At 72.2% G+C, this 12603-nt stretch carries 13 protein-coding genes; 9 read left to right on the forward strand and 4 right to left on the reverse strand.

Annotated features, from left to right (window positions below; translation table 11 throughout):
- The first annotated feature begins 122 nt into the window (after nt 1-122).
- Together ABZ887_RS21770 and ABZ887_RS21775 are read left to right on the forward strand one after the other, a co-directional pair.
- Nucleotides 123-1211: an S-(hydroxymethyl)mycothiol dehydrogenase gene (locus tag ABZ887_RS21770; protein ID WP_361291827.1), complete on the forward strand. Its 1089-nt coding sequence runs from the start codon at nt 123-125 to the stop codon at nt 1209-1211.
- The gene (locus ABZ887_RS21775) at nt 1211-1840 is read left to right on the forward strand and encodes an MBL fold metallo-hydrolase (protein ID WP_361291829.1); all 630 of its coding nucleotides are present in this window, start codon (nt 1211-1213) and stop codon (nt 1838-1840) included. The genes ABZ887_RS21770 and ABZ887_RS21775 overlap by 1 nt, the downstream gene beginning before the upstream one ends.
- A gap of 64 nt (nt 1841-1904) precedes the next feature.
- Here the strand turns inward: ABZ887_RS21775 and ABZ887_RS21780 are convergent, their stop codons facing one another.
- On the reverse strand, nt 1905-2441 hold the full coding sequence (locus ABZ887_RS21780; RefSeq protein ID WP_361291831.1) for a hypothetical protein: 537 nt from the start codon (nt 2439-2441) through the stop codon (nt 1905-1907).
- A 50-nt stretch (nt 2442-2491) separates the two neighbouring features.
- On the opposite strand from ABZ887_RS21780, the gene ABZ887_RS21785 reads away from it, so the two are divergent.
- Nucleotides 2492-3310 carry an SDR family NAD(P)-dependent oxidoreductase gene (locus tag ABZ887_RS21785; RefSeq protein ID WP_361291833.1) on the forward strand — a complete coding sequence of 273 codons (819 nt, stop codon included), beginning with the start codon at nt 2492-2494 and terminating at the stop codon, nt 3308-3310.
- Here ABZ887_RS21785 and ABZ887_RS21790 read toward each other — a convergent pair.
- Entirely contained in the window at nt 3296-4690 is a 1395-nt protein-coding gene (locus tag ABZ887_RS21790) for a pyridoxal-dependent decarboxylase (protein WP_361291835.1), read from the reverse strand. The two genes, ABZ887_RS21785 and ABZ887_RS21790, sit on opposite strands and share 15 nt — an antisense overlap.
- Before the next feature lie 193 nt (nt 4691-4883).
- Here ABZ887_RS21790 and ABZ887_RS21795 point away from each other — a divergent pair, with 193 nt between their 5' ends.
- Nucleotides 4884-5579, forward strand: coding sequence for a L,D-transpeptidase (locus ABZ887_RS21795; protein WP_361291837.1), 696 nt, complete (start codon nt 4884-4886; stop codon nt 5577-5579).
- Between the two features lie 48 nt (nt 5580-5627).
- Here the strand turns inward: ABZ887_RS21795 and ABZ887_RS21800 are convergent, their stop codons facing one another.
- Nucleotides 5628-6827 carry a Gfo/Idh/MocA family oxidoreductase gene (locus ABZ887_RS21800; protein ID WP_361291839.1) on the reverse strand — a complete coding sequence of 400 codons (1200 nt, stop codon included), beginning with the start codon at nt 6825-6827 and terminating at the stop codon, nt 5628-5630.
- Nucleotides 6828-7005: 178 nt separating this feature from the next.
- Here ABZ887_RS21800 and ABZ887_RS21805 point away from each other — a divergent pair, with 178 nt between their 5' ends.
- On the forward strand, nt 7006-8163 hold the full coding sequence (locus ABZ887_RS21805) for an ROK family transcriptional regulator (RefSeq protein ID WP_361291841.1): 1158 nt from the start codon (nt 7006-7008) through the stop codon (nt 8161-8163).
- Nucleotides 8164-8316: 153 nt separating this feature from the next.
- The gene (locus ABZ887_RS21810; protein WP_167450010.1) at nt 8317-8472 is read left to right on the forward strand and encodes a hypothetical protein; all 156 of its coding nucleotides are present in this window, start codon (nt 8317-8319) and stop codon (nt 8470-8472) included.
- A 105-nt stretch (nt 8473-8577) separates the two neighbouring features.
- Here the strand turns inward: ABZ887_RS21810 and ABZ887_RS21815 are convergent, their stop codons facing one another.
- The gene (locus tag ABZ887_RS21815) at nt 8578-9954 is read right to left on the reverse strand and encodes a S1 family peptidase (protein ID WP_361291843.1); all 1377 of its coding nucleotides are present in this window, start codon (nt 9952-9954) and stop codon (nt 8578-8580) included.
- Nucleotides 9955-10143: 189 nt separating this feature from the next.
- Between ABZ887_RS21815 and ABZ887_RS21820 the strand changes: the two genes are divergently transcribed.
- From ABZ887_RS21820 to ABZ887_RS21830, 3 genes are all read left to right on the forward strand, one after another.
- Nucleotides 10144-11316: an aminotransferase class I/II-fold pyridoxal phosphate-dependent enzyme gene (locus ABZ887_RS21820; protein WP_361291845.1), complete on the forward strand. Its 1173-nt coding sequence runs from the start codon at nt 10144-10146 to the stop codon at nt 11314-11316.
- A gap of 31 nt (nt 11317-11347) precedes the next feature.
- A complete protein-coding gene (locus ABZ887_RS21825; RefSeq protein WP_361291847.1) occupies nt 11348-12106 on the forward strand; it encodes a type 1 glutamine amidotransferase domain-containing protein in 759 nt (252 codons plus the stop codon).
- Between the two features lie 101 nt (nt 12107-12207).
- Nucleotides 12208-12603, forward strand: coding sequence for a PPOX class F420-dependent oxidoreductase (locus ABZ887_RS21830; RefSeq protein WP_361291849.1), 396 nt, complete (start codon nt 12208-12210; stop codon nt 12601-12603).

Here is a 12603-nt window from a genome sequence, read left to right on the forward strand (position 1 = left end):
CGGTGGACAACACGGACGGCGGCCGTACCGGAAGATCCGCGACGAGCGATGCGTGCCGACGCTGATCGTTCCCGCGTAGGGTCGGAGGCAGCACGTCAGCAGAGCGACGAAAGGGCAGGTCCATGGCGCAGGAAGTACGCGGCGTGATCGCACCGGGCAAGGACGAGCCCGTGCGGGTCGAGACGATCGTGGTGCCGGACCCGGGGCCGGGCGAAGCCGTCGTACAGGTGCAGGCCTGCGGGGTCTGTCACACCGACCTGCACTACAAACAGGGCGGGATCAACGACGAGTTCCCCTTCCTGCTCGGCCACGAGGCCGCCGGGGTGGTGGAGTCGGTCGGCGAGGGCGTCACGGACGTCGCGCCCGGTGACTTCGTGATCCTCAACTGGCGTGCGGTGTGCGGGAACTGCCGGGCCTGTCTGCGCGGCCGGCCCTGGTACTGCTTCAACACGCACAACGCGAAGCAGAGGATGACCCTCGCCTCGACCGGGCAGGAGCTCTCCCCGGCGCTCGGCATCGGCGCCTTCGCCGACAAGACCCTGGTCGCCGCCGGGCAGTGCACCAAGGTCGACCCGGCCGTCTCCCCGGCGGTCGCCGGGCTGCTCGGCTGCGGGGTGATGGCGGGCATCGGCGCCGCCATCAACACCGGCAACGTCGGCCGGGGCGACTCGGTCGCCGTGATCGGCTGCGGCGGTGTCGGCGACGCGGCGATCGCCGGGTCCCGCCTCGCGGGCGCCGCGAAGATCATCGCCGTCGACATCGACGACCGGAAGCTGGAGAAGGCCCGCGCCCTGGGCGCCACCCACAGCATCAACTCGCGCGAGAGCGACCCCGTCGAGGCCATCCGCGAACTGACCGGCGGCTTCGGCGCCGACGTCGTCATCGAGGCGGTCGGCCGCCCGGAGACCTACCAGCAGGCCTTCTACGCCCGCGACCTCGCCGGCACCGTCGTCCTGGTCGGCGTGCCCACCCCCGAGATGAAGCTCGAACTCCCGCTGCTCGACGTCTTCGGCCGCGGCGGCGCGCTCAAGTCCAGCTGGTACGGCGACTGTCTGCCCTCCCGGGACTTCCCCATGCTGATCGACCTGCACCTGCAGGGGCGGCTGCCGCTGGACGCCTTCGTCACCGAGACCATCCAGCTCGACGAGGTGGAGAAGGCCTTCGAGCGGATGCACGGCGGCGACGTGCTGCGTTCGGTGGTGGTGCTCTGATGACCACGCGCATCGAACGCCTCGTCACCTCCGGGCAGTTCACCCTCGACGGCGGCACCTGGGACGTCGAGAACAACGTCTGGATCGTCGGTGACGAACGCGAGGTGATCGTCATCGACGCCGCGCACGACGCCGAGGCCATCGCCGCGGCGGTCGACGACCGTGTCCTGAAGGCGATCGTCTGCACCCACGCCCACAACGACCACATCGACGCCGCGCCCGCTCTGGCGGACCTCACCGGCGCCAAGATCTGGCTGCACCCCGACGACCTGCCGCTGTGGAAGCTCACCCACCCCGACCGCGACCCCGACAACCACCTGTCCGACGGGCTGGTCATCGAGGCCGCGGGCGCCGACCTCACCGTGCTGCACACGCCCGGCCACGCGCCCGGCGCCGTCTGCCTGCACGACCCCGGCCTGGGGGTCGTCTTCACCGGCGACACCCTCTTCCAGGGCGGCCCCGGCGCGACCGGCCGGTCCTACTCGCACTTCCCGACGATCATCGACTCCATCCGGGACAAGCTGCTCACCCTCCCGCCCGAGACGAAGGTCCTCACCGGCCACGGCGACCCGACCACCATCGGCGCCGAGGCACCCCACCTGGCGGAGTGGATCGCCCGGGGCCACTGACCCACGTGTGATGTCGGCTTCCGCGGAAGGCCCGCCCGCGGCTTCCGCGGAACCGGCACGCCCCTCAGCCGTCGGACACCGGCCGGGTCGACCAGAGCGCCGGGTGCCCCGGCGGCAGCGCGAGATCGTGGCGTACGGCGGTGTAGTAGCGCTCCCGGCAGGCCCGCTGCCGTGCCAGCAGGTCCTGCCAGGCGCCCGGGTCGACCGTCCCGGCGCGCATGAACCGCTCCATGTCCATCACCGTGGTCACCCACTCCCGGGCCTGCTCCACCACCTCCCGGCTGCCCAGCATGATCAGCGCCTCCCCGGCCGGGTCACGTCCGTCGGTGGCCGCCGCCAGCTGCGGCTCGGCCTCGGCCGGGGAGATCGGGTGCGGATGCGGGTCGTTGCCGAGATGGGCGGCGACGCGGTAGGTGAGGTTCACCGACTTCTTCAGCGCCCGCGCGTACTCGCTGTACACCGTCAGCCGCCGCTCCTCCCAGCGCGCCTCCTGCTCCCGCCGGAACCGCGCCCGGTCACCGCGCACCACCGCGAGATACGAGCCGAGCGCACCGATCACGACGCCCATGAGGGCGGGGAGTTGCTGCAAGAACGAGGACATGTGCGCACGCTATCTGTCCTGTTGATCGTGCGGCCCGTACGGTCGTCGTCATGACCGGACCCGATCGCTTTGCCGGACACGGAGTTCTCGTCACGGGCGCGGCCCGCGGCATCGGCGCGGCCGTCGCCCGCCGGCTCGCCGAGGAGGGCGCACGGGTGCTGGCGGCCGACCGGGACCTCCCCGAGGCGGAGCGGACGGCGGCCGCGCTGCGTGAACAGGGGCTGGCGGTGCAGGCGTTCGCCTGCGACGTTGCCGACCGGGACGCCGTGGAGGCCGCCGTCGAGCACGCCGTCGGTGCCTTCGGCGGGCTCGACGTCCTGGTGAACTGCGCCGCGCACTGCACCCCGGACCTCCCCCTCTTCGAGGACCAGCCGGACGACGGCTGGGAGTTGGACCTCGACATCACGCTCACCGGCGCCCACCGCTGCTGCCGCGCAGCCCTTCCGCACCTGGCCGCCTCCGGCCGGGGCGCGATCGTGAGCATCGGCTCCGTCAACGCCGGGGCCGACTTCGGCAACCACGCCTACAGCGCCGCCAAGGCCGGACTCGTCTCGCTGACCCGCACCCTCGCCGGGCACGCGGCCGCGCGCGGGGTGCGGGTCAACCTGGTGGAGCCCGGCACGGTCCGCACTTCGGCCTGGGCGGACCGGGAGGACGAACTCGCCGCCCTCCGGCCGCTGTACCCGCTCGGCCGGGTCGGCGAACCGGAGGACGTCGCCGCGGCCGTCGCCTTCCTCGCCTCCCGCGACGCCGCCTGGATCACCGGCACCACCCTCCGCGTCGACGGCGGACTCACCGCCGTCAACAGCGGTTTCCACGCGGCACTGCGCCCGCACCGGGAGGCCCGGCGCGGCTCAGAGAGCCGCTGAGGCGGCCGCGAGCACGGCGAGCACCCGCCGGGTGTCGTCCCCGGTGGTCCGCCAGTTGCTGAACGCCGCCCGCAGCGCCGGGACCCCGCCGTACACCGTCGGCGTCAGGAACGCCTCCCCGGACGCGGCGACCGCCCGGGCCAGGGCGGCCACCCGCTCCTGCGTGGGCTGCTCGGCGAGGGTGAAGCAGACCACGTTGAGCCGGACCGGGGCGAGCAGGTGCAGGGCGGGCGACTCCTCGATGCCGGAGCCGAGGCGGCGGGCCTCGGCGACGTTGCGCTCGACGATCTCGCGGTGCCCGTCCCGGCCGTACGCGGTCAGCGCGAACCAGGCGGGCAGCGCCCGCATCCGGCGGGAGTTCTCCGGGGTGAGGTGCAGGAAGTCCGGGGTGCCGGCGGGCGGGCCCAGGTACGGGGACTCGTTCTGGAAGACGGCCACCTGGAGGTCGCGGCGGCGGGTGAACTGGACGGCCGCGTCGTAGGGGACGTTGAGCCACTTGTGCAGGTCCACACAGACCGAGTCGGCCGCGTCGAGACCGGCGACGAGCGGGGCGTGGACGGGGGAGAGGGCGGCGAAGGCGCCGAACGCGGCGTCCACGTGCAGCCAGAAGTCGTACCGCTCCTTCAGGGCGGCGATCGCCCGCAGGTCGTCGAAGTCGACGGTGTTGACCGTCCCGGCGTTGGCGACGACGATCGCGGGCCGCCCGTCCAGCCCGGCCAGCGCCGCGTCCAGCGCGGTCACGTCCACCGCCTCCCGGTTGCCGGGCAGCAACGGCACCGGGCGCAGCCGGTCCCGCCCGATCCCGAGCATCGACAGCGCCTTGCCCACGCTGGAGTGCGGGCTGCCGGAGAGCACGTCGACCGGGCCCAGCGCGGCGGCTCCCGCCCGCGAGACGTCCACCCCGAGCCGCTCGCCGAGCCACTCCCGGGCGATCGCCAGGCCGACCGTGTTCGACATCGTGGCCCCGGTCACAAAGGCCCCGCTGTGTGCCGCGCCGAGTCCGAACAGCTCGGCCAGCCATCCCACGGTCTCGCGCTCCAGGGCGGCACCCCAGGAACCGACGTCGCCGGACAGGTTCTGGTCGTAGGCCGAGGTCAGCCAGTCGCCGGTGAGGGAGGCGGGCGTCACACCGCCGGTGACGAAACCGAGGTAGCGTGGCCCGGCCGAGGCGGACATTCCCGGCGCCCAGCGCTCGGTGAACCGGGCCAGCGCGCCGGCCCCGCCCTCCCCCTGCTCGGGCAGCGGTGCCCGAGCGGGTGCGGGCCCGAGCGCGGCCACCGGCCGCTCGGCCGACCCGGCCGCCGCACGGGCGGCCTCGTCGCGGGCGGACTGGAGAAGTTCGGGAAGCCGCGCGAGATCGTCGGCGAGTGCGGGATGCATGAACCGCAGACTAGGTCGGCCACGACGATGTGGCGCGGTCCACTTCCGGGTAAGTGGACCGGTGCCGGCAGCGGCGGCCGCGGCGGCGAAGTTAACCGTTTCGTCACAGCCTGACCAGGGCTACAACCAATGCCGTGCCTCGGTCGGTCCAGTACGACGAGACCACGGGACAGGAAAAGGAGACATACGTCATATGGGGGACATACGTAGACGAAGTGCCGTCGTGCTCGGTGTCACCGGGCTCGTGGCGCCGCTCACACTCGCCCTCACCTCCGCTCCGGCGCAGGCGGCGAGCTGCACCACGCAGGCCGGGCCGTACCAGAAGCAGGTGGAGAAGTTCCTCGGGCGGCCGGTCGACGGCAAGCAGTCCACCGCCGACTGCAAGGCGATCCAGGCGTTCCAGAACAAGCACGGCATCACGCCCGCCGTCGGGTACGCGGGTCCCGTCACCTGGGGCGTGATGGACCTGATGAACAAGCAGAAGGCCGTCGGGAACAACCCCAACAAGGACGGCAAGTGCCCGACGAACAAGGGGCGCATCGCCTGCGTCAACCTCACGCTCCAGCTGAGCTGGATCCAGGACGGCAACAAGCTGGTCTACGGCCCGGTCCCGGTCCGTACCGGCCGCGACGGGTTCGAGACCCGGACCGGCCTGAAGAAGATCTACTGGCGTGACATCGACCACGTCTCGTCCGTCTACAACGTGCCGATGCCCTACAGCCAGTTCTTCGACGGCGGCCAGGCCTTCCACTCGGTGAACCTCAGCATGTGGAACCCGCCGGGCTCGCACGGCTGCGTCAACATGACCCCCGCCACCGCCAAGAAGTACTGGTCGCTGCTGAAGACCGGCGACGACGTCTTCGTGTACGGCCGCAAGCCGGGCACCTGACGGCACCCGGCCCGGCCCCGGCCGACGGCTGCGGCCGGCGGTTTCGGCTCAGCTCTCCGGGGCGTCCCCGAAGTCCGGGATCTCCAGCCTGGCCCCACCCTGCCGCGCCGACTCGTGCGCGATGATGCCCGGCAGGGTGTAGCGGGCCGCGACCCAGGCGTTGACCGACGGCAGGGTGCGCGTGTTGACGGCGGTCACGAAGTCGTCCACCAGGAAGTGGTGGCTGCCCTCGTGGCCGTTGTGCAGCGCGTCGAACTCCCGGGGCAGCCGCGCCCGGTCGTGCACCGGCGCCGACCCGGAGGTGAAGGCCGCCCGCAGCTCCGGCGCGATGTGCTGGAGCGAGGGGTCGTCGGGGGACATGGTGGGCTTGGGCTCCAGCAGCTCGCTGATGTCCTGCACGCCCTTCTTGTCCTGCCACAGCGCCACCGTCGCCAGCTGCTCCATGCTCGCCTCCGTGCCGAAGAACCGGAAGCGGGACTCACGGATGTGGGACGGGTAGCCCACCCGCCGGAACTCGTTGGTGCGGAACGAACCGCCGCCCGCCACCTCGAAGAGCGCGGTCGCGTTGGACACGTCGTTGCCGAACTGGCTGACGTCCTTGTCGAAGACGCCGTCGCCGCGGTCGTCGACCACGCCGATCGCCGACACGCTCACCGCGTGCGTCTGCCAGGCGCCGAGCACCCCGCCCACCGCGTGCGTCGGGTAGAGCAGCGGGGGATAGCTGGCGGTCTCCTTCCAGTTCTCGCCGCCGCTGTAGCGGTAGGCGTCGTAGAAGCCGAGGTCCATGTCGTGGACGTAGTCGCCCTCGGCGTAGAAGAGCCGCCCGAAGGCGCCCTCGGCGATCTGGTTGCGGGCGTGCACGGTCGCCGGGTTGTACTGGCTGGTCTCGCCCATCATGTAGGTCAGGCCGGTCGCCTTGACCGTGTCGATGATCGCGGCGATCTCCTCGGTCGTGATCGCCATGGGGACCGCGGAGTACACGTGCTTGCCGGCGTTCAGGCCCCGCAGGACCAGCGGGCCGTGCGTCCAGCGCTGGGTGAAGATCGCGACCGCGTCGACATCGGACTCCAGCATGGCCTCGTACGACGGGAAGGTGCCCGCCAGACCCTGGGCGGCGGCGAGTTTCTCCGCCCGCTCGGGCAGCAGATCGGTGACGTACACGTCGCCGACGCCGGGATGGGCCTGGAACAGCGTCGCGAACTGGCCGGAGAACTGACCGGCGCCGACGATGCCGAGCGAGAACGTCATTGGTGCGTGCCCTTCACTGGTTGGGTCTCACGTTGGGCTCCCCTTGGGGCTCCCTTACTTTCGCCATGAAAGAATTCTGGCGTCAAGGGGCGCACACAGGTCTTCCTGGGGCGCAGGGACGGGCATAGTGTTGGCTCCCTTGCTTCCATCGTAGAAGAAAACCATCGAGAGACCCCCCATGACCCCTCCCGCCAACTGGCTGCCGCTGAGCTCGGGCGAGCGCTCCGTCGCGATCGAGGTGCTCGTCCACGGCCCCCTGTCGCGCACCGAGCTGGCCCGTCGGCTGAACCTCTCCCAGGGCAGCCTCACCCGCCTCACCAAGCCGCTCATCGAGTCCGGCCTGCTCGTCGAGGCCTCCTGGGCGGGTGCTCCGGGGGAGTCGCGCCAGGGCCGTCCCTCGCAGCCGCTCGACGTGGTCGCGGAGTCCCGGTCCTTCCTCGGCTTCAAGATCACCGACGAGATGGTCTACGGCGTCGTCACCAGCCTCAGGAGCGACATCGTCGCCCGCCTCGACCGGCCGCTCACCAGCCACGACCCGAAGTACGTCGCCGACCTGCTGGCCGCCATGACCGCCGAGCTCGCCGCCCGTCACCCCGCGGTCGCAGGCATCGGCATAGGCGTCGGCGGGTTCGTGCGCGAGTACGCCGTCGTCGGCGAGTCGCCCTACCTGTGCTGGCGTGACGTCCCGCTGGCCGGGCTGGTCCGGGAGCGCACCGGGCTGCCCGTCGTCGTGGAGAACGACGTGGCCGCCCTGGTCGAGGCCGAGACCTGGTTCGGCGCCGGCCGCGGACTCGACCGCTTCGTCGTGCTGACCATCGGCGCCGGCATCGGCTACGGCCTGGTGCTCGGCGGCAAGCGGGTGCCCTGCGCCGAGGAGGACCGCGGCTTCGGGCGGCACTGGATCATCGACCCGCAGGGCCCGCTCACCCCGCAGGGCGAGCGCGGCAGCGCCGTGTCGCTGCTCACCATCCCCAGCATCCGCTACCAGGTCCGGGCCGCCACCGGCCGGGACGCGTCCTACGAGGAGATCCTCGCCGCGGCCGCCGCGGGCGACCCGATGGCCGCGCGGGTGATCGGCGAGGCCGGCCGGGCGCTGGGCACGCTGCTCGCGCAGATAGCCAACTTCGCCATGCCGCAGAAGATCCTGCTGGCCGGGGAGGGGGTCGGCCTGATGGAGGTGGCCGGTGACGCGGTGCGGGACGCGGTCCGCGCCCACCGGCACCCGCTCGCCGCCCCGATCGGCCTGGAGACCAAGGTCTCCGACTTCCACGACTGGGCGCGGGGCGCCGCCGTACTGGCGATCCAGGTGCTGGTGCTCGGCGGGGCGGGCGGCTGAACTGCCGTTTCCGTTCGGACAGCCGGTGGCGCACCGCATCGAACTCCCGCTTTTCCTTGACACATTGACGTGATGAGTAACACGGTCCGATATGCCCGTATCGGTCGTACTTACTCACGGCGCCTTCACGCCGACCGGCATATGCTTCACGCCATGTCCACCACTGTTGAAGCCGTCACCGAGCGATCGGCCGACGAGGTCAACGAGGAGATCCGGGCCCTGTGGCTCCGGTCGGGCGGGACACTGAGCACCGAGCAGCGCGAGGAGTACCAGCGGCTCGTCCTCGAATGGGCGGCAGCGACCCCGTAGCAGCCGGACCAGGCGGCCTGACCGCCCGTCCCGGGCACCCGTCGGGACGGGTGCCCCTTCTCGTAGGACCTCGCCGAGGCCCCTGACCTCCGCCCCCTGCCCCTGTCAGCCCCAAGTCGCCGAGTAGTAGCGCTGGTACGCCTTGCGGTCCTGCTCCGCGCGGATGTAGCGGGTCGCGACCAGCGCGACCAGACTGCCCCCGATCACCAGCAGCCCCGGACCGACGTTCCGGGTGTCCGTGAGCCGTGCGACCAGGCTGGTGTCGTCCCCGGTCACCGGCGCCGTCGAGCCCGGCGAGGCCGCGCTCGGCGCGATGGCGCTGTGGTTGGCCGAAGCGGACGGCGCCGGCGAGGCGCCCTGGCCCCCGGCGGCCTGCTTCGTCACGATCAGCTGCACGTTCAGCGCCGCCATCGCCCGCGTCACCGGCTGGAAGAACGTCACCCCGCCCGTGGTGCAGTCACCGCTGCCGCCCGAGGTCACCCCGAGCGCGATGCCGTTGGAGAACAACGGACCACCGCTGTCACCCGGTTCGGCGCACACGTTGGTCTGGATGAGCCCGGTGACCGTGCCCTCGGGGTAGTTGACGGTCGCGTTGAGCGCGGTCACCGTGCCGTCGTGGAGCCCGCTGGTGGACCCGCTGCGGAACACCTTCTGCCCGACCGTCGGATCGGCCGCCCCCGTGATGCGCACGCCCTGGCCGTTGCCGATCGCGACCACGTCCGCGTTGTCACCGGCCTTCCCGTTCGCGTACTGGATCAGCGAGAAGTCGCTGCCCGGGAACTGGGTGTCGATCGTGGTGCCCACCTGCTGGTCGTTGCCCTGGCCCTCGTCGAACCAGATGGTGTTGGCCGGACCGCAGTGACCGGCGGTGAGGATGAAGTCGGTCGTCCCGTTGGTGACGTTGAACCCCGCCGAACAGCGGCCGCCCGTGGACAGGATCGGCTGCGCCCCGTTCAGCCGGGTGGTGAACTTCCCCTCGGAGCGCTGCATCTGCACGAAACTGCCGATGCCCGCGGCGACCCGGCTCAGGTCCGACCAGTCGGAGGCCGAGACCGTGCTGTCGGCCTCCACCATCACCCGGTTGGTCTTGTAGTCCACCACCCAGGCGGTGCCGGTCACCCGCGGCGCCGCCTTGAGCGTGGCGGTCGCCGCCTTCAGCTCGTTCATGCTGTGCGACACCATCTTGGGCTCGGCGCCCGCCTGCTTCACCATCGCCGCGGCCTGCGCGTCGGTGACCGCGACCACCGGCTTGCCGTCGGCACCGATCCAGCTGCCCGCCGTACGGGCCGTGCCGAGCTTGGCCACCAGCGCGGCACCGGTGTTGCCGGCCTCGGTCGCGGAACCGGAGCTGAACGGCACGGCGGTCGTGCCGGGAGTCTCGCTCGCCATGGCCGTGGTGACCATCGCACCTCCCAGAAGGAGTCCGCCGACCGCCGCCAGCTGTGTCCCCCGCCGGACGACCCGTCGTCGTGCGTGCCTCATCCATGGCTCCCGAACCCCGAACGCGCGGTGCCTGCACCGCGGGGCCCTCCGGTCGTCGAGCGCCCTGCTCTCCATACGTGGGCGGCGCGCAGGGTGTTCACAGCGTTGGTGATCTTTACGATCCCGTGGCAGTACGGCGTGGCCGCACGCCTCGTTCCCGGGCCCGCCCCGGCCGCCTATCTTGAGCCCATGACCAGCATCCCGCAGGAGAATCCGGGCGAACCGAACCCGCTGCGCGCCCTCACCCTCGACCGGCTGCGATGTCGTACCAGCATGAAATGGCGCACCTACCCCGAGGACGTCCTCCCGGTCTGGGTGGCCGAGATGGACGTGCCGCTCGCCGCACCGGTCGTGCGCGCGGTCACGGCGGCCCTGGAACTCGGCGACACCGGCTACCCGGCCGGCACCGCCTACGCCGAGGCGCTCGCCGCGTTCGCCGCGAAACGCTGGGGCTGGGACGGGCTCGACGTGGCCCGCACCGCGATCGTCCCCGACGTGATGCTCGGCGTCGTCGAGATGCTCCGGCTGGTCACCGGGCCCGGTGACCCGGTGGTCGTCAACTCGCCGGTGTACCCGCCGTTCTACCAGTTCGTCGGGAACATGGACCGGCGGGTGGTGGAGGCCCCGCTCGGCGCCGACGGACGTATCGACCCCGACGTGCTGGAGACGGTGTTCCGCGGGCTCGGCGGCGGCCGGGCCGGCTATCTGCTGTGCAGCCCGCACAACCCGACCGGCACCGTCCACACCGTTGCCGAGCTCACCGCCGTCACCGTCCTCGCCGAGCGGTACGGCGTCCGGGTCGTCGCCGACGAGATCCACGCCCCGCTCACCGCCCCGGGCGTCGACTTCGTCCCCTACCTGAGCGTCCCGGGGGCGGACCGCGGACTCTCGCTGATGTCCGCGTCCAAGGCCTGGAACCTCGCCGGCCTCAAGGCCGCGCTCGCCCTCGCCGGACCCGGCGCCGCCGCCGACCTCGCCCGGCTGCCGGAGGAGGTCAGCCACGGCCCGAGCCATGTCGGCGTCATCGCCCACACCGCCGCGCTGACCGACGGCACCGCCTGGCTGGACGCCCTGCTCGCGGGCCTCGACGAGAACCGGCGCCTGCTCGCCGGGCTCCTCGACCGCCACCTGCCCGGCATCCGGTACCTGCCCGCCGAGGCCACCTACCTCGCCTGGCTGGACTGCCGCGCCCTCGGCCTCGGCGACGACCCGGCCGAGGTCTTCCTGGAACGCGGCCGGGTCGCCGTGAACTCCGGCATCCCCTTCGGGACCGGTGGCGCCGGGCACGTACGGCTCAACCTCGCCACCTTGCCCGAGGTGATCACGGAGGCGGTACGGCGGATGGCCGCGGCGCTCGCGTGAGGCGCGACCGCCCGGCTGACATCATGGCCGTATGCGCGTGCTGATACCGCTTCCCGACCGGGACTTCGACGTGACCGAGGTGGCCGTGCCCTGGCGGGAGCTGACCCGGGCCGGCCACCAGGTCGTGTTCGCCACCGAACGCGCCGGCACCCGGCCCGCGGCCGACCCCCGGCTGCTCACCGGCGTCCTGTTCGGGCAGCTCGGCGCCGCGGACGAACCCAGGCGGTTCTACGAACAGCTCACCGCCGCACCGGAGTTCACCGCCACCGTGGCCTGGGCCGACCTCGACGTCACCGGCTTCGACGGGCTGGTGCTGCCCGGCGGACACGCGCCCGGCATGCGCCAGTACCTCGGCTCGCCCGAACTCCGTGAGCAGGTGCGGACGTTCTGGGCACTGGGGCGCCCGGTCGGCGCGATCTGCCACGGCGTTCTGGTCCTCGCCCGCACCCTCGACCCGGCCACCGGGCACAGCGTCCTGTCCGGCCGCCGTACCACCTGTCTGCCCAAGTACATGGAACGCACGGCCTACTTCACCACCGCCTGGCGGCTGGGCCGCTACTACCGGACCTATCCCGCCTACGTGGAGGACGAGGTGCGCGCCGCCCTCGCCGATCCGGCCGGCCGGTTCGAGCGCGGCCCCCGCGAACTCACCCGGCGCGGCACCGCGAGCGATGACAGCCCTGCCTTCGTCGTCGAGGACGGCAACTATGTCTCGGCGCGCTGGCCGGGCGATGCGTACCTTTTCGCCCGGAAGTACCTCGACCTGCTCGGCCGGAGTGCGGCCGCCTGAGCGCTGCCGCGATGCGCCGTCGTTCGTCTGCAGAGCCGTCGTGGCTGGTCGCGCAGTTCCCCGCGCGCCTTCGGGGGCGCGGTTGCGCTTAGACTCCGGGCATGGACGACACCGTCGGCACGACCCTCGACCGGCTCGGCGCCGGGAAGTATCTGCTGGTCACCAGCTACCGCAAGGACGGTACCCCCGTTCCCACCCCGGTGTGGGTGGTGCGGGACGGGGACACGCTCGGTGTCTGGACGACCGCCGACAGCTTCAAGGTCAAGCGCATCCGCCGCCGCGCCGACGTCAAGGTCGGCCCCTGCGACCTGCGCGGCAACCCGACCGGCGACCCGGTCCCGGCCACCGCGGAGATCGTCGACGCGGCCACCACGGCCCGCTACCGCGGCCTCGTCGCCCGCAAGTACGGCATCACCGGCCGGCTCACCCTCCTCGGCAGCAGGCTGCGCCGCGGCCTCGACGGCACCGTCGGCATCCGGGTGACGCTGACCGCCTGA

Origin of the sequence: Streptomyces sp. NPDC047061, assembly GCF_040643955.1 — a bacterium.
GTDB lineage: Bacteria > Actinomycetota > Actinomycetes > Streptomycetales > Streptomycetaceae > Streptomyces.

Excerpts from the sequence above, each read along its gene's own strand:
- ABZ887_RS21770 (WP_361291827.1), top strand. The coding sequence starts at position 123 with ATGGCGCAGGAAGTACGCGGCGTGATCGCACCGGGCAAGGACGAGCCC.
- ABZ887_RS21775 (WP_361291829.1), top strand. The coding sequence starts at position 1,211 with ATGACCACGCGCATCGAACGCCTCGTCACCTCCGGGCAGTTCACCCTC.
- ABZ887_RS21780 (WP_361291831.1), bottom strand. The coding sequence starts at position 2,441 with ATGTCCTCGTTCTTGCAGCAACTCCCCGCCCTCATGGGCGTCGTGATC.
- ABZ887_RS21785 (WP_361291833.1), top strand. The coding sequence starts at position 2,492 with ATGACCGGACCCGATCGCTTTGCCGGACACGGAGTTCTCGTCACGGGC.
- ABZ887_RS21790 (WP_361291835.1), bottom strand. The coding sequence starts at position 4,690 with ATGCATCCCGCACTCGCCGACGATCTCGCGCGGCTTCCCGAACTTCTC.
- ABZ887_RS21795 (WP_361291837.1), top strand. The coding sequence starts at position 4,884 with ATGGGGGACATACGTAGACGAAGTGCCGTCGTGCTCGGTGTCACCGGG.
- ABZ887_RS21800 (WP_361291839.1), bottom strand. The coding sequence starts at position 6,827 with ATGACGTTCTCGCTCGGCATCGTCGGCGCCGGTCAGTTCTCCGGCCAG.
- ABZ887_RS21805 (WP_361291841.1), top strand. The coding sequence starts at position 7,006 with ATGACCCCTCCCGCCAACTGGCTGCCGCTGAGCTCGGGCGAGCGCTCC.
- ABZ887_RS21810 (WP_167450010.1), top strand. The coding sequence starts at position 8,317 with ATGTCCACCACTGTTGAAGCCGTCACCGAGCGATCGGCCGACGAGGTC.
- ABZ887_RS21815 (WP_361291843.1), bottom strand. The coding sequence starts at position 9,954 with ATGAGGCACGCACGACGACGGGTCGTCCGGCGGGGGACACAGCTGGCG.
- ABZ887_RS21820 (WP_361291845.1), top strand. The coding sequence starts at position 10,144 with ATGACCAGCATCCCGCAGGAGAATCCGGGCGAACCGAACCCGCTGCGC.
- ABZ887_RS21825 (WP_361291847.1), top strand. The coding sequence starts at position 11,348 with ATGCGCGTGCTGATACCGCTTCCCGACCGGGACTTCGACGTGACCGAG.
- ABZ887_RS21830 (WP_361291849.1), top strand. The coding sequence starts at position 12,208 with ATGGACGACACCGTCGGCACGACCCTCGACCGGCTCGGCGCCGGGAAG.